Source organism: Methylocystis sp. MJC1 (assembly GCF_026427715.1).
Taxonomy (GTDB): domain Bacteria; phylum Pseudomonadota; class Alphaproteobacteria; order Rhizobiales; family Beijerinckiaceae; genus Methylocystis.
Window position 1 is genome coordinate 1,796,776 of the sequence record NZ_CP107558.1, and the last position, 22,444, is coordinate 1,819,219.

The following is a 22,444-nucleotide window of genomic DNA, read 5'->3' on the forward strand; positions in this document are numbered from 1 at the left end:
CGGCGGCGAAACCCCGCTATAGACGTGGCCATGCAGCCAGATGTCCAAACCGTTTTCCCACGCCGTCATCTCCTCGGCATCGAAGGCCTGTCCCGACCGACGATCGAAATGCTTCTCGACATGGCCGAGCAAGCGGTCGAAGTGTCGCGGCAGGTCGAGAAAAAGCGGTCGATCCTGCGGGGGCGCACCCAGATCAATCTTTTCTACGAAGCCTCGACGCGCACGCAGGCCTCCTTCGAGATCGCCGGAAAGCGCCTCGGCGCCGACGTGATGAACATGTCCGTGGCGCGCTCTTCGGAATCCAAGGGCGAGACACTGCTCGATACGGCGATCACGCTCAACGCCATGCGGCCGGACATTATTGTCGTGCGGCATGCGCAGGCCGGCGCGGCGCATCTTCTGGCGCGAAAAGTCGATTGCTCGGTCGTCAACGCCGGCGACGGCGCGCATGAACACCCGACCCAGGCGCTGCTCGACGCGCTGACCATTCGCCGCAACAAGGGACGCATCGAAGGGCTCATTGTCGCAATCTGCGGCGATATTCTCCATTCGCGCGTGGCGCGCTCGAATATTCTGCTGCTGTCGGCGCTCGGGGCGCGGCTCCGGGTCGTGGGGCCGTCGACGCTCGCCCCCGACAGCCTGTCTCGGCTCGGGGTAGAGGTCCATCACGACATGCACAGCGGCCTCGCGGGCGCGGATATTGTGATGATGCTGCGGCTTCAGCGCGAGCGCATGGCGGGCGCGCTTACGCCCAGCGCCCGGGAGTATTACCATTTCTTCGGCCTCGATGAGGAAAAGCTCGCCTATGCCGCGCCGGATGCGCTGGTCATGCATCCGGGCCCGATGAACCGGGGGGTGGAAATCGACTCCGCCGTCGCGGACAGCGGCCGCTCCTTGATCCGCGAGCAGGTGGAAATGGGCGTCGCGGTCCGAATGGCGGTTCTCGAGGCCCTCGCGCAGCACCTGCCCAACGTGTAAGATCGGTCGAAAAGAACCAAAAAGGGGCGAGAAATGCTCAAGTTGATCCGCTTCATCGGATTGGTGTCTCAGTCGATCATGATCCAGTTCGCGCATTTGTTCGGCCTCGTCGCCTTCGTGGCGGGGGCGGCGCTCGGCTATTTCCGCCTGCCGTCATGGGCCGTGCCGATTCTCGCCGTCGTCTGCGGCGTGCTTTCTGACAAGTTCCTCGACGAGGAGTCCGTCACAGGGCTTTTGGAGAAGGCGCATTCCGCTAATCAACGCGGCGGCTTTCTGATCGTCGTCTATTTCGTGATCTGCGCGCTCGGCTACGTCGTCGGCGCCTATGGGCGCCACTATCAGCGCAAGCGCGTCACGGCGGCGGCCACGAAGGAGTGACGTTCGCCGGCTCTCGTAGGAATAAACCGTCATTGCAAGCGAAGCGAAGCAATCCAGGGCCCCGTCGCTGCTCTGGATTGCATCGTGGCTACGTTCCTCGCAATGACGGCGAGATTTCCTTGGCGGCGCCGAGCGCCGCCTGCCGCGCTCAATTGTGAGCGATGGCTGCCAGGGAGCCGCTGACGTTGACGCCGTTCCGGATGAAGCTGTTGTCGCCATAAGTGGAGGCGAAACCGCCTGAGACTTTGACGCCAGTCGGGTTTCCAACCGCAGTCGACTTCGTGAGATAGATGAAGGCGTTGTTCGTGACCGAAAGACCGGTGGCCGCGTTTGCGGTCGCATCTACCTGGTCGATCTCCACATAGGCGAGGCTCGTCGCGAGCACGCCGACGCCATTGGCGTTCGCCTTCACGCGCGTCAGCGTTCCGGTCGGCTGAACATAATTCATATTCTGCGCGTTCGCGATATTGCCCTGTACGAGGACGCCGGTCCCGTTGTCGCGCACGAGCGTCTCGGCGACAGCGAAGAGGCCAGGGCCTGCCTGCGGGACGATGGCGACGCCATTGGCCTTGAACCCGAGGACCGTGCAGTCCTGGATGGCGATGTTGCCGAAGCCCGTGGCGTTGACGCCATTCGTCGCGGTTCCGCCCCCGTCGATGACGAGACCCTTGATGAGAACCGACGCCGTTGTCGGAGCCTGCACGGCGATTGCGTCGCCGGTGGAGACCGACACGCTGGCGTCGCCGACGTTCGCATTGACGATCGACAGCGCATTCTTGATCACGACCGGCCCGTACGCGCCGGGATCGCGCACCAGAATCGTCCCGCCAACGGCCACGATGGCGTCGTGCATGTATTGAAAGGTCTTGCAGGGGCTCGTAAGGGCGCCGCAGCTCGCGCTGTCGGCGCCGAACTGCGCAGACGCCCAGGCGCGCTGAAGCGTGCCCGAGGCATGAGAAATATTCGGGGCAAGACTCGCCGTGGCGATGACCGCCGCAAAGAAAGCTGAGGATGATTTGTTCATAACCAACTCCTGACTGCGCAATTCCAGTGCGCAATCGCAATGTTAGCCAGGCGTCGGAATACATCCGTGCGCCTGCTCACTCGGCGAACGCGAATGAAGGGAATGGTCGGAGAGGCCCCGCGAACGGGTTCATGTCCGCTTGTTTGCGACGGCTCTCATCGCCTGAGATTTAGCCCGTCATTGCGAGCGAAGTGAAGCAATCCAGGGCCGTGATATCCGCCTAGGATTGCTTCGTTGGGCTTAGCCTCCTCGCAATGACGGCGAGTCAGCTTACTGAAGATTTTATAGTCGCGATCGAACCTTTCTGCCGCACCAAAGTTCGATCGCCCGGGTTACCGATGGGCCATAAATCTCTTTATTGATCTCGCTGCCTGCGATGGCCTTTTTGAAGTACCATTTGGCGTAGCTACAAATAGTATCAGCTTCGTCGTCACGCGCGATTTCAAAAAGGATAGGTCCGATATTGAAGCGTATTTGAGCATCGCTCTCAGTAATAGGAGTCGAAATCGCTTCTGAAACTACGTAATTCAGATGGTCGTTTGGATTGTAATCCAAAATTATTGACTTAAGATAAAGTGGCAATATCGCTATGGTAGCCTCGTCGTTCAAGTATACGAATGCTGCTTGAGCGCTATTGCTCCGGTCAATCGCCGTCGCGGTCCTGATATAGGCGTCGACCCTCGCGGCTTCTGCGTGGTTTTCCAAATCGAATTCAGGACGAATAATCCGCCCTGCTGGCAGTTTGCGCGCATAAAATGAACGCGTAATAGCGGATACGAGATCTTTTTCGCGATCCGATATCATCTGCGTCTCTTCCGCGACGCGAAGCAATCCAGGGGCCGCGATAGCTCCGTGGATTGCTTCTCGGCTTCGCCTCCTCGCAATAACGGCGAGGGGCGCGCCGTCGGCTTACAGTCCCTCGAACAGCGCCGTGGAAAGATAGCGCTCGGCGAAAGAGGGGATAATCAGGACGATATTCTTGCCCTCGGCCTCCGGCCGCCCGGCGATTTCCAGCGCCGCGGCCACGGCAGCGCCCGAGGAAATGCCGACCGGAATGCCCTCCACCCGCGCAAGTAGGCGCGCCGTGTCGAAGGCGGTCTGATTGCCGATGGTGACGATCTCGTCGATCACGCCGCGGTCGAGGATCGGCGGCACAAAGCCGGCGCCGATGCCCTGGATCTTATGCGGTCCCGGCGGGCGGCCGGAGAGCACTGCGGAATCCTCCGGCTCCACCGCCACCACGCGCAACGCTGGATTATGCTGCTTCAGCACCTGGCCCACGCCGGTGATCGTTCCGCCGGTGCCGACGCCCGAGACAAAATAATCGACGTGGCCCTGGGTGTCGTTCCAGATCTCCTGCGCCGTGGTGACGCGGTGAATCTCGGGGTTCGCCGGGTTTTCGAACTGCTGCGGAATAACGGCGCCGGGCGTTTCGGCGGCGAGTTCCGACGCCTTGGCGAGCGCGCCCTTCATGCCTTGGGCGGCGGGCGTCAGCACCAGTTCCGCTCCGAGCAATGCGAGCATCTTGCGTCGCTCGATCGACATCGATTCGGGCATCACGAGAATAAGCCGGTAGCCGCGCGCCGCCGCGACGAAGGCGAGCGCAATGCCGGTGTTGCCGGAGGTCGGCTCGATGAGCACGGATTGGCCGGGCGTAATCTTGCCGCTCTTTTCGAGCGCGTCGATCATGGCGACGCCGATACGGTCCTTGACGCTCGCGATCGGATTGAAGAATTCGAGCTTGGCGAGAAGGTTGCCCTTCACGCCTTTCTCTTTCGCCAGTCGATCGAGGCGCACGAGCGGCGTGTCGCCAATCGTCTGCGTGATGGAGTCGTAAATGCGGCCGCGCCCCGGCTTTGCGGGCGGCGTGAACGGCGTGTCGTTCGACATGTCTTGCTCCGGAATGAGTTTCAGATCGACAGCTTGGCCCCGACCGCCGCCATCATTGTCGCAAGCGCGGGCCTCAAATAGTGGTCGGGGACGCGAGCGGCCAGATGACTTCCCAGCCAGATGCCGGGCAGCGAGCCCACAAGCAGGGAGAACAGCAACAGCCAGTCGACGCCGCCCATCAGCCAATGCCCGAAGCCGGCGACCAGCGTCAATGGCACCGCGTGAGCAATATCGGAGCCAACGAGGCGCACGGTCGGCAAGCGCGGGTAAAGGGCGAGCAGCACCGTCATGCCGACCGCTCCCGCGCCCACCGAGGAGATCGAGACCAGCACGCCGATGAACGCCCCGAGCCCGATTGTCAGGAAGCGCGCGCGGCTGTCGGTTAGATTGTCGGTGTGCCGCGCGATGTAGTCGAGAATCCATCGGCGGAAGAGAATCGCAAGGGCTGTCAGCAGCAAGGCGACGCCCAGCGCCGACGTGATGAGGCCGTTCGCCGCATGGCCGGCAGCTTTGCCGAGCCAGGAGAGCAGAACGAGCGAAGCGATCGTCATCGGAACCGAGCCGCAGGCGAGGCGCCGCGTAATGCGCCAATCGACCGTGTCGTTGAGCGCATGGACGATCGTGCCGCCGCTTTTCGTGACGGCGGCATAGAGCAGATCGGTGCCCACCGCCGTCGTCGGCGCAATGCCGAAAATCAGCACGAGGATCGGCGTCATCAATGATCCGCCGCCGACGCCGGTAAGCCCGACGAGCGAGCCGACGACGAAGCCCGATAGCGAATACAACGGGTTGAAGGCATGGAGCGCATCGGCGACCGAGACCATGGGATGAGCCCCTTTATTCCACACTAATTTCCCGTGCAAAAACGGGAGCTACGGACATTAATTGTATAATTGTCGCAAAAGCCTCGCGCGTCAAATGTCTACTGTTCTAGTTAAAAGGTAGAATGGGTGGCGGGAGGCCGTCAAGCTATTATATGAAAGCTCGTGAATATGTGATTTAGTCCCGCCGCCGGGCGGGAGAATGGGCTAAGCGTCACAAGCGGCGCCGGCCGCGCGTGGCCAAATCTGTGGTAAGCTGTCGAATGCTCACAAAAAAAGCAAAATACGGCCTGAAGGCGATGGCCTATCTCGCGGGGATAGAGCCGGGCCAGACCGCTCTCGTCGCGGACATCGCCGCCAGCAATCAAATCCCCAAGAAATTTTTGGACGCCATCCTCAGCGAATTGCGCAACGCGGGCTTTGTCCATTCCAAGAAGGGCAAGGGCGGCGGATATATGCTTGCCCGCCTGCCGGAACAGATCGCCGTCGGCGACCTCGTGCGCGCCCTCGACGGCCCGCTTGCCCCGATTCAATGCGCCAGCAAGCGGCTTTATAGGAAATGCGACGACTGCCCGGATGAGTGTCATTGCCCCGTCCGCCTGGTCATGCTCAAGGCGCGCGACGCGATTGCTCAGGTACTCGACAACACCTCGCTAGCTCAAATGCGCGCGCTGGGAGAGGCGGGATTGAAGCCGGCCGAAGGCAAGGCGGCGAAATCCGCCGCCGCCGCGGCCATGGACATGGCGTAAGGCTGAACCTATAAAGCCCGCGCCGGCTTTTCTTGCCGGGCAATTTTGCTGAAAATAGAGGCCGGCCTGACGCCGGGAAGCGAATGTCGGAAGCAGCTGTGGCGACGGTTCGTCGGGGTGCGGAGCAGGGACAAGCGGTGGCCGCGTTGCGGCGCACCATGGTCGAGCGTCAGCTGCGTCCCTTCGATGTCACGGACGTGCCGCTCCTCGAGCGCTTCCTCGAAATCCCGAGAGAATTGTTCCTGCCTGCGAGCCAGGCGCCGCTCGCCTATTCCGACCTTGCCATAACGGTGAACGGCGCCGGCGGACATAAGCGCGCGCTTTTGCCCCCGCTTGTTCTTGCCCGCCTGTTGCAAGGGGGCGCGCCCCGCCCCGGCGAGAAGGCGCTCGACATCGGCGGCGTCGGTTATTCGGCGGCGCTTCTTGCGGGCCTGGTCGGCGAAGTGACGGCGCTCGAGTGCGATCCGGAGCTCGCGGCGCGCGCCAAGGACGGTCTATCCGCGCTCGGCGTGAGCAATGCGCAAGTCGTGACCGGCCCGCATCAGCAGGGCTTCGCCGCCAAAGCGCCCTATGACGTGATCTTTGTCCATGGCGCGGTCGAGGCGGGTCTCGACGCGCTTTTTGCCCAGCTGGCGCCCAACGGCCGCCTTCTTGCAATCGTGACGCCGGAGTCGGGCGCCGGGCAGCATGTTGTGCGGTTCGAGCACCAGGATGGCCAGCTCGCCGGGCGAATCTCTTTGCTCAGCGCGAATGCGCCGGTACTCGAGGGTTTTGCAAAGGCGCCGTCTTTCGTCTTCTGAGGCGTCGGCGTTTCGCCTTATTCGCGTACCTTGCGTTCCTTGTGCCGCGTCTTGTGGAGAAACGCCTTCCGCGCAGGGCGTTCTCGCTGTCGTGCCTCTGGCGGCAGTCGGATTGTGATGAGGAGCGTTTAGTATGAATTTGGCGTCGAAGCGGTCGCTGGGGCAGGGCCTTGCGCCTGTTGCGCATATCGCCCTCATTGCGGCGGCGCTGGTTACGGCTTCGATCAGCGACGCACAGGCCGAATCGCTTCTATCGGCGCTCGCGCGCGCCTACGCTGGCAATCCAGACCTCAATCAAAGCCGCGCGAATGTGCGCGTGCGCGACGAGGACACGCCCAAGGCCGCCGCCGGCATGCGCCCCAAGGCCAGCATCCAGGCCTCGGCCGGACCCCAATACGGTAATTTGCGCATTCCCGGCGGGCGCAATCAGACGACCGGTCAGCGCCAATTTTTCGGCGATGAATTCGTCGGCTGGCCGCGCGGCGCAACGCTCAATATCACGCAGAGCGTCTTCGACGGCGGACGCACCGCGAATTCCATGCGCCAGGCCGAATCCGGCGTCTTCGCCGCGCGCGCCACGATGCGCCTTACCGAACAGGCGATCCTGCAAAACGGCGCCACCGCCTACATGAACGTGCTGCGCGACACGGCGGTTGTTAATCTGCGCAAGAATAACATCTCCGTTCTCGAGCAGCAGCTCAAGCAGACTCGCGACCGATTCGACGTGGGCGAGGTGACGCGCACGGACGTGGCTCAAGCCGAGGCCTCACTCGCCCAGGCGCGCTCCGATCTCTACGCCGCGCAAGCGCAGCTCAAAACCAGCATCGCCAATTATCACCAGCTCATCGGCAATGATCCGAGCCATCTCGAACCCGGCCGGTCGCTGGAGCCGCTCCTTCCAAGATCGCTGAATGAGGCAATCGGCGTTGCGCTCGCGGAGCACCCCGGCGTTGTTGCGGCGCTGCATCAGGTCGACGCGGCGGAGCTTGCTGTGAAAGTTGCCGAGAGCGCGCTGTCGCCGACATTGTCGGTCAATGCGCAGGTCTCCAATCAATATGATTCATTCCTCGGCTTTCCCGGATCGCGGCAATTCTCGGCCTCCGCCATCGGTCAGCTGAATGTGCCGCTCTATCAGGGCGGCGCGGAATACGCCTCGATCCGCCAAGCGAAGGAACAGCTCGGACAGGCGCGCTTGAACGCTGATCTGCAGCGCGACAGCGTTCGCGCCAGCGTGGTGTCGAGCTATGGGCTGCTGGAGACGGCGAAGGCCTCGATCGTCTCGCAGCAGGCGGCAGTGAAGGCGGCGGAAACTGCGCTTGCCGGCGTGCGCGAAGAGGCGAAGGTCGGCCAGCGCACGACGCTCGACGTGCTCAATGCCCAGCAGGCGTTGCTCAATGCGCGCGTGGGGCTGGTGATTGCGCAACGCGATCGCGTGGTGGCCTCTTTCGCTGCGCTCGGCTCCATCGGCCGGTTGTCGGCGCAGGAGCTCAATCTCGACGTCACGTTGTACGACCCCGGCGTTCACTACGAGCAAGTCAAATTGAAGTGGATCGGGACTGAGACGCCCGATGGGAGATGATCTGAATTGGTGACAGCGCGTCCCGAAAGGTGTGGAATTCGGTAACGCCGTGTTGATTCGGAAGCGAGCGAGGGTCACTGATTAATCGACCTTTCGTCGTAGACACAACGCTAACCATTTCGAGAAAGCACTCCATGAGCGCAGCGAACGCTTCCGCCCCGTCGCCCTCTATCCAAGAAGAGATGCGTGCGCACGAGCCGTCGATGGAGGAAATTCTCGCTTCCATCCGCCGCATCATCGCCGACGACGATTCGCTTCCCGGCGCCCGTCGCGACCGCGACGAACGTCGTCGCCGCGACGCCGAGCACGCTATTGCAGATGCCCCAGCGCTCGCCCCGCAGAGCGCCGCCCCGTCTGCGGCGGCGCCTGAAGCCGCGTCGCAGCCCGAGCCTGCGGTCGAACCGGAGCCGCAACTCGCCTCCGCAGCCAAGATCAGATCGCTGCCGCTGCGTCTCAACCGCGCGCCGGAACCCATCCAGCTGGTCGAGGAAACGGTCGCCGAAGAAGAAGATTATTCGGAGGAGCAGGAGCTTTCCGAGACGGTCGATTTCGACGCCGAAGCGCCGGTTGATGAGCAGCTCGAAAGCGAAAGCTCGGAAATCGCCGGCTATGAAGTCGAGGATGCGCCGCTGGTTTCAGCCGAGGCCGCATCCTCGGTCGCCTCGCAATTCCAGACGCTCGCTGCGAGCATGATCCTCAACGACAGCGGCCTCCTTCAAAAATACGCGCAGGAGATGCTGCGCCCGATGCTCAAGCAATGGCTCGACGACAATCTCCCGGTCATCGTCGAGCGGCTCGTGCGCGTGGAGATCGAACGCGTGGCGAGAGGCGGGCGCCGATAAAGCGCGCCCGGGCTTTGACGGCCCGTTAACGATAACGATAGGAGTCGGCGCTAGCGTTTTGCTCATGCACCGACTCCGCCTGTTTCTTCGCTCGCTTATCTTGCCCGTCACGCTGTTTTGCGCGGCCGGCGCGGTTGCGAGCTATTTTGTCTGGCATGGCGTCCACGGCCAGCGCGGTCTCAAGACCGGCGAGGAATATGAGCAGAAGCTGGCGCAGCTACGCCTCGAACGCGACATGCTGAAGCTGCAGCGCATGCAATGGGAATCCAGGATCGCGCTCATAAAGGGAGAGAATATCGACGCGGATATTCTCGACGAGGAAACCCGCAAGAGCCTCGGACGCGTGCATAAGAACGAAGTGGTGATATTGCTCCCCGAAGGCGAGACGCCGTAATCCGTCTCACCTGAGCGAATATCGTCCGGCAGGTCGCGGCGGCCCTTCGCTTTCGACCAATCCGCGCCCGACCAAATCCTCCAAATGCGCGAAGACATTCATGGCCGCTGCGCCATGGAGCCGTTTATCGATGCTCTCATAAAGGCGCGCGACCATCTGCGGGATGGTGTCGTCGCCCTCGGCCAGGCGTTGAAGGATCGCGGCCTCGCGGGCGTGGCGATGGTGGACGAGCGCGCGCAGATAACGGGGCGGATCGCGCACAGGGTCGCCATGGCCCGGCCAGAAGATTTGGTCGTCCCGCAGCCGCAGGTCCTCGAGCGATTCCATGTAGTCGGCCATCGAGCCGTCCGGCGGCGCCACCACCGTGGTCGACCACCCCATGATATGGTCGCCGGTGAAAAGCGCTTTCTCCTCCAGCAGGGCGAAGCAGAGATGGTTCGCTGTATGGCCGGGCGTCTCCAACGTTTCGATCGTCGCGCCGGGAAGATCGAGACGGTCGCCGTCTCTGAGAATGACGTCCGGCGCATAGGCCGTGTCATGCGAGGCGTCGAGGCCGGGGCCGGTGACGGCGATGTTCGGCGAGGGGGCATAGGGCGCGCAGCCGGCGATCGTCGCGCCGGTCGCTTCCTTCAAGGCGCGGGCCGCCGGCGAATGGTCGCGATGCGTGTGCGTGACAAAAATATATTTCAGCCGCTCGCCCTCGATCGCAGCCTGCAGGGCGGCAAGGTGGCGCGGATCGGCGGGGCCGGGATCGATGATGGCGACCTCGCCTTGGCCGACGATATAGCTGCAGGTTCCCTTGTAGGTGAAAGGCCCGGCGTTTGGCGCGACGACGCGGCGCAGCAGCGGAGAGACGCGCTCGGCGGCGTGCTGGACTGGCGCGTTCATCATCTTCCTCCCTGGACGGAGAGGAAGATAGAAGTTTCGCGCCAGCGTTTCAAAAGGCGGATGCGGGCCGCCCCGCTTACATCGGGAAGAGGGCGCCCTCGCGCTGCAGCAGGTTCTCCATCATATAGCCGACCGCGCCGTTGTAATTCACCTGGCACCAGCTTGCCTGCCAGCCCGCATAGCAGGCGCCCTTATTGACCCTCGCGCCGCCCGGCACCGCGCCGATGACCGGATATTTGGTCCCGGGGCCCTTGTAGAGATTGGCGAGCTCCGTGGTGACGACCGGCGCGACGATGACATCATTTCCAGACGGGGCGAGCACGCCCGCAGCGACATAGCCGCTGGTTTGCCCGAAGGAGACCTTGCACCAGTCGCGCTTCCAGCCGCCCCCGCATTGCAGGACCTGCACATCGGCGCCGGCGGGGATGGTGGCGATGACGGGCCATTTCACGCCCGGGCCCGATCGCACATTGGCGGGGCTTGTGACGGGCGCTGCGGTTGCTGCGCTCGCGACGAAAACAATGGATAGTCCCGCGAAACGGAGAAGGCTCATAGTCGACATTCGATTACTCCCTTGGAAATGATTTTACGTTTTGGCGAACCAGCCAAAAGATAATGATTTTATGGGGAAAAGGTTCCGCTTGCGTCAGTGGAAGTTGCGGGCCTTGGGCATCGCCTCGCCTTTCGAGACGCGCATCGCCTCCAAGAGGCGCAGATCGGCCGAGAGGTCGTCGACGCGCTGCGCGACCACATGGATGACGCCCGATTCCTTTTGCAGCCGGCCGGTGACGGCGACATAGCGGGCGCCGATGATCTCGGCGCGCTGGCGCTCCAGAAGCTTTGGCCAGACGATGATATTGGCCTGGCCGGTTTCGTCTTCGATCGTCATGAAGACGACGCCCTTGGCGGTGCCCGGCCGCTGCCGCAGCAGCACCAGGCCCCCGACCATGACCCGCCGCCCGTCGCCGTCGGGAAAGCGCGAGAGCGCCTCGCAGGGCAGGGCGCCGCGCGCCTCCAGCCGGGAGCGCAGGAAAGCCACGGGATGGCCTTTGAGCGAGAGCGAGAGGAAACGATAGTCCTCGACGATCTCCTCCCCCGGCGGCATGGGCGGCAGATGGGCGTCGGGCTCCAGCGGCGAGAAAGAGAGCGCGCGCAGAAGCGGCAGATCGTCCTTGTCGCCGACGCGATTGAGCCCCGCCGCCGCCCAGAGCGCGTCGCGGCGCGAGAGGCCGAGAGAGGCAAAGGCATCGGCTTCGGCGAGGCGTTGGATCGTCTCCGGCGAGAGCGCCGCCCGCAGCCAGACATCGCGGACCGAGTCGTATCCCTTGCCACGTAGCGCGACGAGACGGCGCATGTTTTCCTCAGCGACACCCCTGATCTGGCGGAACCCGAGGCGGATGGCGCGGTCGCCGATAATGTCGCCCGCCATATCGGCATGGCGAGGGTGGAGAGACTTGGTGGAATGACGGACGCTGGGCGTGAGTTCATCCCTCCCCTTTACGGGGAGGGTGGCGCAGCGAAGCTGCGACGGGTGGGGTAAGGCCCCATCAGAGTCGTTGCGGCTCGAACCCCACCCGGCGGCCTGCGGCCGCCGACCTCCCCGTAAAGGGGAGGTATTGGTCGCCATGCTCCCCAGACTGTCGTTGGCGCCTTGGGAGCTATTTGCCTCCAACGTCGCATCCCAATCCGACGCATTGATATCCACCTCGCGCACCTCGACCCCATGCTCCTTGGCGTCGCGCACGATCTGCGCGGGGGCGTAGAAACCCATGGGCTGTGAATTCAGCAAAGCGCAGGCGAAGACGTCCGGGTAACGGCATTTGAGCCAGGCCGAGGCGTAGACGAGCAGCGCGAAGGAGGCCGCATGGCTTTCCGGAAAGCCGTAAGTGCCGAAGCCCTCGATCTGGCTGAAGCAGCGCTCGGCGAACTCCCGCGCATAGCCCTTCTGCGTCATGCCGGAGATCATCTTGTCGCGGAAGCCGCCGATAAGGCCGGCGCGTTTGAAGGTCGCCATGGCGCGGCGAAGCTGGTCGGCCTCCGACGGCGTGAAGCCAGCCGCGACAATGGCGATGCGCATGGCCTGCTCCTGAAACAGCGGCACGCCATGGGTTTTGCTGAGCACCTGCTCGAGTTCCTTGGAAGGATAGGAGACCGCCTCCTTGCCCATGCGGCGGCGCAAATAGGGATGCACCATGTCGCCCTGAATGGGGCCGGGGCGCACGATCGCAACCTCGATGACGAGATCGTAAAAGCACTTGGGCTGGAGCCGCGGCAGCATGGACATTTGCGCGCGGCTTTCGATCTGGAAGACGCCGACCGTGTCGGCGCGCGAGATCATGGCGTAGACGCGCTCGTCTTCGGCGGGGATCGAGGAGAGGCGATGCGCGATCCCGTAATGCTGTGCGAGAAGCGCGAGACCCTTGCGCAGGCAGGTGAGCATGCCGAGCGCCAGCACGTCGATCTTGAGCAGGCCCAGCGCGTCGAGATCGTCCTTGTCCCATTCGATCGTGCTGCGGCCCTCCATGGCGGCGGGCGCGACGGGGACGACTTCATCGAGCCGGTCGCGCGTGATGACGAAGCCGCCGGAATGCTGCGTGAGATGACGCGGAAAGCCTTCGATCTCCTCGGCGAGCGCCAGCGCCTTGGCGAAGCGCGGCTCGGATGCGTCGAGGCCGAGCTTTTGAATATCGTCTCCGCGCTTGCCGCGCTCGCTGCCGCGCCCGAATGCCGCCGACGACAGGCGGCCGACGAGATCGCTCGACAGGCCGAAAGCCTTGCCGATTTCGCGTATGGCGCTCTTGCCGCGATAGGTGGTGACGGCGGCGGCAAGCCCCGCGCGCTCGCGGCCGAAGCGGCTGTAGATATATTGGATCACCTCTTCGCGCCGCTCATGCTCGAAATCGACGTCGATGTCGGGCGGCTCGTTGCGTGCAGCGGAAACGAAACGCTCGAACAGCAGGTCGTGCTTCGTTGGATCGACTTCCGTGACGCCGAGACAAAAGCAGATCACGGAATTGGCCGCCGAGCCGCGCCCCTGCGCGAGGATTTCCTTGCTCCGCGCAAAGCGCATGATGTCGTGCACGGTGAGGAAATAGGCGGCGTATTTCAGCTCGGCCACGAGCGTCAATTCGCGTTCGAGCAGCGCCGAGACATGATCGGGAACGCCTTGCGGATAGCGCGCCTTTGCGCCCTCGCGCGAGAGCGCTTCGAGCGCTTCCTGCTCGCTCGCAAAACCTTCGCGCAATTCGCTCGGATATTCGTAAGCGAGATCGGTGAGGCGGAAGTCGAGCCTTTGTAGAAAGCGCGCGCTTTCATCAACGGCGTCTGGCGCGTCATTGAAGAGCCGCGCCATTTCGGCGGCGCTTTTCAAATGCCGCTCGGCGTTGGCGGCGAGGAGAAAACCAGCTTCATCGAGCGTTGTCTTCTCGCGAATGCAGGTCAGCGCGTCGGCGAGCGGGCGACGCTCCACGACATGCATATGCGCGTCATTCACCGCGACGAGCGGCAGCCCGAGCCTTTGCGCAAGCTCGATGCGGCCAAGAAGCCGCGCGCGCGGGCGTGGGCCGAACAAAGCGGTCGCCGCCAGCCAGACGCGGCCTCGCGTCGCCTCCAACAGGGCAGGGGGCGGCGCGCCATTCTCCATGAGGATGAGCTGCTGGCCCTCGGCAAAGTCGAGAAGATCGGCGAGGAAAAGCGCACAGTCGCCCTTCTCGGTTCGCAGATTGCCGCGCGTCAACAGCCGGCACAGGCGCCCATAGGCGGCACGGTCCTTGGGATAGCAGAGAATATCCGGCGTCTCGTCGCGAAAGACGAGCCGCACGCCGACCGCAAGGCGAAAATCCCCGACGCTTTCCTGATGCGCGCGCAGATAGGAGAAGGCGCGCACCACGCCCGCGAGCGAATTGTGGTCGGCGACGCCAATGCCGCAATGCCCGAGCGCCAGCGCCGTCGCCGCCATCTCTTCCGGATGCGACGCGCCGCGCAGGAAGGAGAAATTGGTGGTTGTCGCAAGCTCTGCGTAGCGGGGCGGCGGCATGGGCGGCGGAGAGGGGTGTTTGTTCCCCTATTGTTCTAGGCTTTTTCTCCCGGCGTCAAGTGGGAGGACAGTGAGCCCTGTAACTTGCTTGTTCGTTGGTCTGTAGAGAGAAGGACGAGCTCCTGCGCTCGGTTCCAGGCGTGGTCCGATCGTCTCGCGCACGCTGATCGCCGAAGTACCGGAGTTCGGAACGCTCGACCGTCGCGAGATCGCCCTCGCTTGCGGGCCTTAAGCCTTGGACGCGACAATCCGGCCGGTGGAATGGCAAGAGCTTCATCGACGGCGGGCGTTCCTGCGTCAGAACCGCGCTCTTCATGGCCGCCATGGTAGCAGCGCGGTGGAACACAACGCTGAAAGCCTTCCGCGACAGGTTCGTGCAGGGTGCCCCAGAACGCTTGACCGGCAAGCCAGTGATTTCAGGCGCGCATCACCCCAAGAAAAACGGCGCGGGGAGCGCCCGCGCCGTTTGAAGAAAGATCAGTATTTCCGCACCAATGGGGGCATCGGAGGCGGAGCCATCATCGGCACCGGCGTGAGCGACGGAATGATGTAGCGGAAGCCGATCCGCACGTCGTTGGAGGCGACGTTGAAGGAGTGGCGCTCGCCGAAGCAGGGCACGGAGTTGCAGGAGATCGGATTGCTCGTGATCTTGCCCATGTCGAGGTAGCGATAAGCCACTTCCAGCCGCAGGTTCGGCGTTACCGCGAAGCCGAGGCCGCCTGTCACATGCCAGGCGAAATTCGTCGCGTTCATGTCGGCGGCGACGCCATAGCCGCCATTGGCGATGCCGTAGCCGGTATCTGTGAGGCCCGAGAAATTGTGGAAGGCCGCGCCGACGCCGGCGCCAATGAAGGGCGTCAGTCCATACCAGGTGCCGAGATCGACATAGGCGTTCGCCAGGAAAAGGGCGGTGCCCAGATTGGCGTTGTAATTGTCGAAGCCGCTACACGCCGAGCCGCAGCCCGGAAAGCTGAAGTGATTCGTGGCGCGATAGGCGGACTGGATGCGGTATTCGCCGGTCAGATCGAAGCGAACCCAGCTATTGAACTGGTAGCCGACGCCAGCGCCCGCGAACGCCGTGTCGCCGATGCTTCGCTGGGTGTTCCAGACCGGACCGGCGGGAACCACCACGTTTCCGAAGCTGTCGATGCCCGGGCGTAGCGAATAGTTCCAGCTGGAAATCTGGGTTGCGCCGACGCCCACGTCGCCGCGCAGATACCAGCCTCCGAAATCGACGGGCGGCGGCGGTTCCATCGGCGGGGGCGGCGGCAGCAGATCGGCCGCATTTGCGCCAGCGTTCGCGCCGGCGAGAAGTGCGGCCGCAAAAAGGAGGGCGAATATACGGCCCATGATTACTTCCCCTTTACGTAAAGAGGGCCGCGAAGCGGACCCGTGGCGCGTAGCCATCGGGCGTAAACATGACCGAAACCGCTTAAAGCCGAGTTAACCTTACCACTTAACCCAAAATACCGGCAGTTTAGCTAATTCTGTAAAGCATAACGGCTTTTGAAAGGCGGAGCGGGGCGTCTCCAACGCCCACGCCCGCTTTTTTTCTCATGCCGCTTCCGCCGGCTCTTTCAGCGCGTCGCAAACCTGCGCGACGAGCGTCTCGACGAGATCGCGGTCGTCGCCCTCGGCCATGACGCGGATTACCGGTTCAGTGCCGGAGGGGCGCACGATGAGGCGTCCCGCATTGCCAAGCCGCGCGCGCGCCGAGTCGATCGCCACGACGACCGACTTCTTCTCCAGCATCCTCTTTTGCGCACGGACGTTCTTGAGCACCTGCGGCAAGGGCTGGAAACAATGGCAGACCTCGCTTACGCGCCTGTTCTTGCGCTTGACCTCGGCGAGCACTTGCATGGCGGTCACGAGTCCGTCGCCGGTCGTCGAATAGTCGGAGAGGATCACATGGCCCGACTGCTCGCCGCCGACATTGTAACCCTCCTTGCGCATGCGCTCGATGACGTAGCGGTCGCCGACGGCGGTGCGCTCCAGCGTGAGGCCCATGGCGCCCAGATGGCGCTCGAGGCCCAGATTGGACATGATCGTCGCGACGATGCCGGGCTTTGCGAGGAGCCCCTGATCGCGCCAGCTTTGCGCGACGACGGCCATCACCTGGTCGCCGTCGATCACCGCGCCGGTCTCGTCGACGAGGATCACACGGTCCGCGTCGCCATCGAGCGCGATCCCGACATCGGCGCGCAGTTCGCGCACCTTCTCGCGCAGCGCCTGCGGCGAGGTCGAGCCGACGTCGCGGTTGATGTTGAAGCCGTCCGGCTCCACGCCGATCGCGATCACCTCGGCGCCGAGCTCCCAAAGCGCTTCGGGGGCGACCTTGTAGGCGGCGCCATTCGCGCAATCGATCACCACGCGCAGGCCTTCGAGGCTCAGATTGCGCGGCAGCGTATGTTTGGCGAATTCGATGTAGCGCGCGCGCACGTCGTCGATGCGGCGGGCGCGGCCGAGCTGGGTGGAGGCCGCGAGCTTGCGGCTGAGATCGCTGTCGAGGAGCGTTTCGATTTCGCTTTCGATCTCGTCGGAGAGCTTGTGCCCATCCGGCCCGAAGAGCTTGATGCCGTTGTCCTCAAAGGAATTGTGAGAGGCGGAGATCATCACGCCGACATCGGCGCGCATGGAGCGGGTGAGCATGGCGACGGCGGGCGTCGGCATCGGGCCGAGCAGCAGCGTGTCCATGCCGACCGAGGCGAAGCCGGCGACCAGCGCATATTCGATCATATAGCCGGAGAGGCGGGTGTCCTTGCCGATGACCACGCGATGGCGGCCCTCGCCGCGCTGAAAAATGAGGCCGGCGGCTTGTCCGACCTTGAGCGCCAGCTCGGGCGTTATCTTGACATTGGCGAGGCCGCGTATGCCATCCGTTCCAAAATAATGACGCGCCATCTGCATTCCTTTTCGTGGGATAAGGGCACAAGGTCACGCAAAGTTGGGCTTCGATGTGGCCAAAACATTCTGCCCGATACCGTATTCAACGGTATTCCACAATTTGGACCATAGGTTAAAATTTAGGTCGCTCTTGACTTCGAGAAGGATGTTGGAATGCGGGTCGTTATTTATCACAATCCATCCTGCGGCACGTCGCGCAAAGTCCTCGCCGCTCTGCGCGAGGCTGGGCACGAGCCCGAGGTCGTCGAATATCTCAAGACGCCGCCGGATCGGAAGACCCTGCAAGGGCTTCTGAAACGCATGGGCAAGAGCGTGCGCGACATTCTCCGCAAGCGCGGGACGCCCTATGAGGAGCTTGGTCTCGACAACCCGGCCCTGTCGGACGAGGAAATTTTCGATGCCATCGAGAAAAATCCGATCCTCATCGAGCGGCCGATCGTGCTCGTCGGCGAGAAGGCGGCGCTCTGCCGTCCGGCGGAGACGGTGCAGGAGCTGATCGGTTAACCCAAGGATCGTTAAAGGCCCTTAGGGTTAAGAAAGTCTTTCGCCCTCTCCCTCCCGCGTAGCGGCTAAGGTGGCGTTGGCGCGCTTTTCCGGTCGGATGGATTGTCGGACCCTGACAAAGCCGCCTTTCGTTTCACTCGAGGCCACTCGTGATTTGAGAGGATGAATTGATGGAAGAGCGGCGGACATATTTGCGACGGCGCACTTTGCTGGGCGCCAGGATCGAGTTTTTCGAGCGGTCTACATTTGACTGCGTCGTGCGCAACCTCAGCGAGGGGGGCGCGCGCGTGCAATGCGACCAACAGATTGCGCTTCCGGATGTCTTCGATCTTGTGATCGACAAGACAGAGGAGCGGCGCACGGCGCGCGCCGTTTGGCGGCTGGAGCGGGATATCGGCCTGCGCTTCTTCGCCAATGTCGTGACTTTGCGCCCGAAAAGGGTTGAACGCTTCGGCGCTTAAAGGAAAAGGCCCGGCGAAGTTTCGCCGGGCCTTTTTGTTTTAGACCGGATTGGGCGAAAGTCCGCCGACATCGGGCTCAGGCTTCTGTCCGGTCGTCGGCACGGCGGAGCCGCGCGGTGGCTGCGGCGTCGGGGCGCTCGTGTCCTCGCGCACCGGGCGCTTGCCGGCGAGAAGCCCCTTCATCTCTTCGCCCGTCAGCGTCTCGAACTCCAGCAGGCCATTGGCCAGCATGTCGAGCTGCGCGCGCTTCTCGGTCATGATCTGGTTCGCTTTGTCGTAGGCCTCCTGCACCAGACGCCGCACTTCCGCGTCGATCGTCTGCTGCGTCTGCTCCGACAGGCTCTGCTGGCGCCCGAGCGAATAGCCCAGGAACTGCTCCTGCTGCGGCTCGGCGTAGGCCACCGTGCCGAGCTTATCAGAGAAGCCCAGCTGGGTGATCATGGCGCGAGCCACCCGCGTGCACTGCTGAATGTCCGAGGCCGCGCCCGAGGTCACCTTGTCGTGGCCGAACACCAACTCCTCCGCCACGCGGCCGCCCATGGCGATGGCCAGCATCGCCGTGAGCTGCTCGAAGGACTGCGAGACCTGGTCGCGTTCCGGCAGGCCCTGCACCATGCCCAGCGCACGGCCGCGCGGGATGATCGTCGCCTTGTGGATCGGCATCGCGCCGGGAACGGTGAGCTGCACCAGCGCGTGGCCGCCCTCGTGATAGGCCGTGAGCTTCTTCTCCTCCTCGGTCATCGACAAAGTGCGGCGCTCGGCGCCCATCATGATCTTGTCGCGCGCGTCCTCGAATTCCTGGTTCGTGACGATGCGCTTCGAGCGCCGCGCCGCCAGCAGCGCCGCCTCGTTGACGAGGTTCATGAGATCGGCGCCCGAGAAGCCCGGCGTGCCGCGCGCCACGACCTTGAGATCGACGTCCGGCGCCAGCGGCACCTTGCGGGCGTGGACCTTGAGGATCTTCTCGCGGCCGATGAAGTCCGGGTTCGGCACCTGGATCTGGCGGTCGAAGCGGCCGGGACGCATCAGCGCCGGGTCGAGAACGTCCGGGCGGTTGGTCGCGGCGATGAGGATGATGCCTTCATTCGCCTCAAAGCCGTCCATCTCGACGAGCAGCTGGTTTAAGGTCTGCTCGCGCTCGTCATTGCCGCCGCCAAGGCCGGCGCCGCGATGACGGCCGACCGCGTCGATTTCGTCGACGAAGATGATGCAGGGCGCGTTCTTCTTCGCCTGCTCGAACATGTCGCGCACGCGGCTCGCGCCGACGCCGACGAACATTTCGACGAAGTCGGAGCCCGAGATTGAGAAGAAGGGCACGCCCGCCTCGCCGGCGATGGCGCGGGCGAGCAGCGTCTTACCGGTGCCGGGCGGGCCGACGAGCAGCACGCCGCGCGGAATACGCCCGCCGAGCCGCTGGAACTTGCCCGGATCGCGCAGGAATTCGACGATCTCCTGCAGATCTTCCTTGGCCTCGTCGACGCCCGCGACATCCTCGAAGGTGACGCGGCCCTGCGACTCGGTGAGGAGCTTGGCCTTCGACTTGCCGAAGCCCATGGCGCGACCGGCGCCGCCCTGCATCTGGCGGGAAAGGAAAATCCAGACGCCGAGGAAGGCGACAAGCGGCAGCGCGTTCAACAGCAGCGTCATCAACCAGCTCGAGCCGTCGGAAAGCGGCTTGGCGCTGATCGAGACATTATGCTGCTGGAGGCGCGGAATGATGTTCGCTTCGTTCGGAATGTAGGTCGAGAAGGGCCGATTGTCGTTGAAATGGCCCGCGACCTCGTTTCCGGCGATGGTCACGTCATGAACGCGGCCCTGGTCAATCTGCGTCAGCAGCTCGCTGAAGGAGATATCTCGGATCGGCGTGCGCTGGCCGGGCTGCTGAAACAGCATGACGAGCGCCACCACCAGCAGGCCAATGATGGCCCACAAGGCGAGGTTCCTGAAGTTTGCGTTCATTGGGTTATCCGTGACGGGAGCGCCTCGCGCGGGTGGATTCCCCCGAGAGGGACGCGCTCCATGTTCGAATTAATCTAGGCGCGCCCATGTTTCTTGCCAAGAGAGGCCCCGTAAAGGTCGAGCGACTTTACGGTTTCGGTCTAGGTGGAACGCCTGGGCGGCGCCGGCCGCAGGATGACGTTGTTACCGTCCGATTCGATCAGAAGATCGGCAATGGTGAGCCGAAGTGGCGCCTTTTCGCCCAGCGCCCGGGAGAGCCGATCCGCCACCCGCTCCAGCCTATCGAGGCGAAGCTGCGCCTGCGGCGCGAGCCGGGCGATTTCGCGCCCGAGGATGCGTTGCAGGATGTCGAGCGGCAGCTCCGTCAGAGCGCCCGCGTCGAAACGGGCGAGCGCCGGGGCGCTTTCCGCAAGCGTACGCTCATAAGCGGCGGCGGCGCAAGAGGCGAGTGCAGCCTCGGCGCGGGCGGCGCGTTCGCCAAGGCGCAGAAGCGCCTCTCGATCGAACCCCTGTTCCGCAAGCAGCGGCACGAGCTTGCGCAGCCGGGCGCGGGCGTAGGCGTCGTTGGCGTTCGAGGGGTCGCAGAAAAAGCGATGGCCTGCGATTTCGCAGGCTTCGACCAGCTCGGACTTTGAGAAGCCCAGAAGCGGACGCAGAAGCGCGACGTCATGCGTGCTCGCTCGCGGAGCCATCCCCGCCAGTCCGGAGACGCCCGAGCCGCGCGTCAGGCGAAAAAGGATTGTTTCCGCCTGGTCGTCGGCATGATGCGCCGTCACAATGGCGCCGGCGCCGATGCTTTTGGCGCAATCGGCGAGCAGGGCGTAGCGCGCCGTCCTGGCGCGCTCCTGAATGCGGGTCTGGGGTTTTTCGCCTTCCCAGCTCAAGAGATGATGCTGGAAGCTGAGGCTCCGGGCCCATTCGCCAACCTGTTCGGCTTCCGCGCGGGCGTCGGCGCGAAGGCCGTGATCGACTGTCGCCACCGCAATCTCATGGGATGCGCGCTCCGGCCAATGCGCGCACAGCAGCATCAGCGCGACGGAATCTGGTCCCCCGGAGACCGCGAGCAGCAGCTTCTCATGCGGCGCCAGCAGCGCGAGGGCGCCGCTCGCTCGATCCAGGGTCAAGGGCGGCAGCCCGTCAGCATTGCAGCTTCTTGCTTTCCCGCTGCGCCGCGTCCCGAATACGCGGGGCCGAACCAGGGTATTTCATGCCGATCTCGCTGAAGGAGGCGCAGGCCTGTTCCTTCGCCCCCATGGCGCCGAGCGATTGGCCGAGCCGCAGCAGCGCGTCAGGGGCTTGCGACGACTGGCCGTATTTTTGAGATATTTCGAGGTATTTTTCGGCCGCCTCGCGGTGGCGCCCGCGCAGGAAGAAGCTCTCGCCGAGATTGAATGTCGCCGCAGGGGCGAATTTGCTCTTGGGGTTTTTGGTGAGGAAGGTTTCGAGCGATTTCTCCGCCGCCTCGAACTTGCCAGCCTTCAGCGTGGCGACCGCCTCTTCGTATTCCTCCTTGGGGCCGGGCGGGACGGCCGGAGGAGCGGGCGCGATTTCGGGCAAGGTAGAGGGCTGGTCGCCGACGAGGCGGCCATGGGCGATGTCGAGCGGCTGTCCGGCTTCGCGCACCGGCGGCGCGCTGCTGACCGAGCCTGCCACGGTCTTTGGCGGATTGGCAAGGGGCGCGGAAGGCGCGGTCGTCCCGAGCGGCTTGGGCGCGCCGGGCGCTAGAGGATCGCTCGCCGGATCGAAGGCGTCGCTGCGGCGCATTCCTGTCGTGGCCGGGCTGGGAGCTCCGGCGACGGGTGGAAGCGCTGCGGCGGGATGCGCTGCGGCCGGGTCGGCCGGATGCGGCGCCGCGTCCTTGGCGGCGCGCAATTGCTCTTCCAGCAATTGCACCTTGTGCTGCAGCTCTTCGTTCTGGCCGGTCAGGCGGCGAATATCGCGCTCGAGCCGGTCGACGCGCGTCACCAGGGCTCCAGGCTCGGGGCCGCCATTGTCGATCTCGCCGGGCGGGAGGTCGATGTCGGCGGACGGGCGGTTGTAGCCCTGAGCCAAAGTCATGTCGGACTCTGGCCGCGCAGGGCCATAGAGATCATAGGCGAGCGCGACGTCCGCGCTGAGAAAGAGGACGGCGGAAAGGGCGATGCGAGAGATCATGGGCGAGATATGGGAGTGAAGGGCCGCGCTGAAAGCAGAGCTTGCTTCCAAGCGCCGCATCATAGGCGCTCTTTGGGCGTAAT

21 protein-coding genes and 1 pseudogene are annotated in these 22,444 nt (G+C 63.8%); 10 read left to right on the plus strand and 12 right to left on the minus strand.

The window, feature by feature from the left end:
• The first annotated feature begins 30 nt into the window (after nucleotides 1-30).
• On the plus strand, nucleotides 31-978 hold the full coding sequence (locus OGR47_RS08665) for an aspartate carbamoyltransferase catalytic subunit (RefSeq protein WP_165050200.1): 948 nt from the start codon (nucleotides 31-33) through the stop codon (nucleotides 976-978).
• 33 nt (nucleotides 979-1,011) lie between these two features.
• Nucleotides 1,012-1,356 carry a hypothetical protein gene (locus tag OGR47_RS08670; RefSeq protein ID WP_165050198.1) on the plus strand — a complete coding sequence of 115 codons (345 nt, stop codon included), beginning with the start codon at nucleotides 1,012-1,014 and terminating at the stop codon, nucleotides 1,354-1,356.
• Nucleotides 1,357-1,504: 148 nt separating this feature from the next.
• Here OGR47_RS08670 and OGR47_RS08675 read toward each other — a convergent pair whose 3' ends face one another.
• The 4 genes from OGR47_RS08675 to OGR47_RS08690 form a co-directional block, all read right to left on the minus strand.
• Nucleotides 1,505-2,380, minus strand: a complete 876-nt coding sequence (locus OGR47_RS08675) for a hypothetical protein (RefSeq protein ID WP_165050196.1) — start codon at nucleotides 2,378-2,380, stop codon at nucleotides 1,505-1,507.
• A 282-nt stretch (nucleotides 2,381-2,662) separates the two neighbouring features.
• On the minus strand, nucleotides 2,663-3,184 hold the full coding sequence (locus OGR47_RS08680; protein WP_165050194.1) for a hypothetical protein: 522 nt from the start codon (nucleotides 3,182-3,184) through the stop codon (nucleotides 2,663-2,665).
• A gap of 105 nt (nucleotides 3,185-3,289) precedes the next feature.
• Nucleotides 3,290-4,270, minus strand: coding sequence for a cysteine synthase A (gene cysK, locus OGR47_RS08685; protein ID WP_165050192.1), 981 nt, complete (start codon nucleotides 4,268-4,270; stop codon nucleotides 3,290-3,292).
• A 20-nt stretch (nucleotides 4,271-4,290) separates the two neighbouring features.
• On the minus strand, nucleotides 4,291-5,094 hold the full coding sequence (locus OGR47_RS08690; RefSeq protein WP_165050190.1) for a sulfite exporter TauE/SafE family protein: 804 nt from the start codon (nucleotides 5,092-5,094) through the stop codon (nucleotides 4,291-4,293).
• A 260-nt stretch (nucleotides 5,095-5,354) separates the two neighbouring features.
• Here OGR47_RS08690 and OGR47_RS08695 point away from each other — a divergent pair, with 260 nt between their 5' ends.
• The 5 genes from OGR47_RS08695 to OGR47_RS08715 all read left to right on the plus strand — a co-directional run bounded on the left by OGR47_RS08695 (nucleotide 5,355) and on the right by OGR47_RS08715 (nucleotide 9,455).
• A complete protein-coding gene (locus OGR47_RS08695; RefSeq protein ID WP_165050188.1) occupies nucleotides 5,355-5,840 on the plus strand; it encodes an RrF2 family transcriptional regulator in 486 nt (161 codons plus the stop codon).
• An 83-nt stretch (nucleotides 5,841-5,923) separates the two neighbouring features.
• On the plus strand, nucleotides 5,924-6,640 hold the full coding sequence (locus OGR47_RS08700) for a protein-L-isoaspartate O-methyltransferase family protein (RefSeq protein WP_165050186.1): 717 nt from the start codon (nucleotides 5,924-5,926) through the stop codon (nucleotides 6,638-6,640).
• A 133-nt stretch (nucleotides 6,641-6,773) separates the two neighbouring features.
• Entirely contained in the window at nucleotides 6,774-8,219 is a 1,446-nt protein-coding gene (locus OGR47_RS08705) for a TolC family outer membrane protein (RefSeq protein WP_165050182.1), read from the plus strand.
• A 203-nt stretch (nucleotides 8,220-8,422) separates the two neighbouring features.
• Nucleotides 8,423-9,061, plus strand: coding sequence for a PopZ family protein (locus OGR47_RS08710; protein ID WP_416374448.1), 639 nt, complete (start codon nucleotides 8,423-8,425; stop codon nucleotides 9,059-9,061).
• 64 nt (nucleotides 9,062-9,125) lie between these two features.
• Nucleotides 9,126-9,455 carry a septum formation initiator family protein gene (locus tag OGR47_RS08715; protein ID WP_165050178.1) on the plus strand — a complete coding sequence of 110 codons (330 nt, stop codon included), beginning with the start codon at nucleotides 9,126-9,128 and terminating at the stop codon, nucleotides 9,453-9,455.
• 6 nt (nucleotides 9,456-9,461) lie between these two features.
• Here OGR47_RS08715 and OGR47_RS08720 read toward each other — a convergent pair whose 3' ends face one another.
• The 3 genes from OGR47_RS08720 to OGR47_RS08730 all read right to left on the minus strand — a co-directional run bounded on the left by OGR47_RS08720 (nucleotide 9,462) and on the right by OGR47_RS08730 (nucleotide 14,379).
• Nucleotides 9,462-10,343 (minus strand): MBL fold metallo-hydrolase, encoded by an 882-nt coding sequence (locus OGR47_RS08720; protein WP_165050176.1) that lies wholly within the window; start codon nucleotides 10,341-10,343, stop codon nucleotides 9,462-9,464.
• A gap of 76 nt (nucleotides 10,344-10,419) precedes the next feature.
• Nucleotides 10,420-10,905 carry an SH3 domain-containing protein gene (locus OGR47_RS08725; protein WP_246729604.1) on the minus strand — a complete coding sequence of 162 codons (486 nt, stop codon included), beginning with the start codon at nucleotides 10,903-10,905 and terminating at the stop codon, nucleotides 10,420-10,422.
• An 84-nt stretch (nucleotides 10,906-10,989) separates the two neighbouring features.
• Entirely contained in the window at nucleotides 10,990-14,379 is a 3,390-nt protein-coding gene (locus OGR47_RS08730) for an error-prone DNA polymerase (RefSeq protein WP_165050173.1), read from the minus strand.
• 92 nt (nucleotides 14,380-14,471) lie between these two features.
• Between OGR47_RS08730 and OGR47_RS08735 the strand changes: the two are divergent.
• Nucleotides 14,472-14,849: pseudogene (locus tag OGR47_RS08735) on the plus strand (transposase); the annotation flags it as partial.
• A 7-nt stretch (nucleotides 14,850-14,856) separates the two neighbouring features.
• Here OGR47_RS08735 and OGR47_RS08740 read toward each other — a convergent pair.
• Entirely contained in the window at nucleotides 14,857-15,729 is an 873-nt protein-coding gene (locus tag OGR47_RS08740) for an outer membrane protein (RefSeq protein ID WP_165050171.1), read from the minus strand.
• Nucleotides 15,730-15,933: 204 nt separating this feature from the next.
• Nucleotides 15,934-17,280, minus strand: a complete 1,347-nt coding sequence (gene glmM / locus OGR47_RS08745; protein WP_165050169.1) for a phosphoglucosamine mutase — start codon at nucleotides 17,278-17,280, stop codon at nucleotides 15,934-15,936.
• 156 nt (nucleotides 17,281-17,436) lie between these two features.
• Between glmM and arsC the strand changes: the two genes are divergently transcribed.
• On the plus strand, nucleotides 17,437-17,787 hold the full coding sequence (arsC, locus tag OGR47_RS08750) for an arsenate reductase (glutaredoxin) (RefSeq protein ID WP_165050167.1): 351 nt from the start codon (nucleotides 17,437-17,439) through the stop codon (nucleotides 17,785-17,787).
• A 170-nt stretch (nucleotides 17,788-17,957) separates the two neighbouring features.
• Nucleotides 17,958-18,248, plus strand: coding sequence for a PilZ domain-containing protein (locus OGR47_RS08755; RefSeq protein ID WP_165050165.1), 291 nt, complete (start codon nucleotides 17,958-17,960; stop codon nucleotides 18,246-18,248).
• A gap of 39 nt (nucleotides 18,249-18,287) precedes the next feature.
• Here OGR47_RS08755 and ftsH read toward each other — a convergent pair whose 3' ends face one another.
• From ftsH to ybgF, 3 genes are all read right to left on the minus strand, one after another.
• Nucleotides 18,288-20,207, minus strand: coding sequence for an ATP-dependent zinc metalloprotease FtsH (ftsH, locus tag OGR47_RS08760; RefSeq protein ID WP_216697899.1), 1,920 nt, complete (start codon nucleotides 20,205-20,207; stop codon nucleotides 18,288-18,290).
• Nucleotides 20,208-20,347: 140 nt separating this feature from the next.
• On the minus strand, nucleotides 20,348-21,331 hold the full coding sequence (tilS, locus tag OGR47_RS08765; RefSeq protein ID WP_246729603.1) for a tRNA lysidine(34) synthetase TilS: 984 nt from the start codon (nucleotides 21,329-21,331) through the stop codon (nucleotides 20,348-20,350).
• 13 nt (nucleotides 21,332-21,344) lie between these two features.
• The gene (ybgF, locus tag OGR47_RS08770; RefSeq protein ID WP_246729602.1) at nucleotides 21,345-22,424 is read right to left on the minus strand and encodes a tol-pal system protein YbgF; all 1,080 of its coding nucleotides are present in this window, start codon (nucleotides 22,422-22,424) and stop codon (nucleotides 21,345-21,347) included.
• Nucleotides 22,425-22,444: the final 20 nt, after the last annotated feature.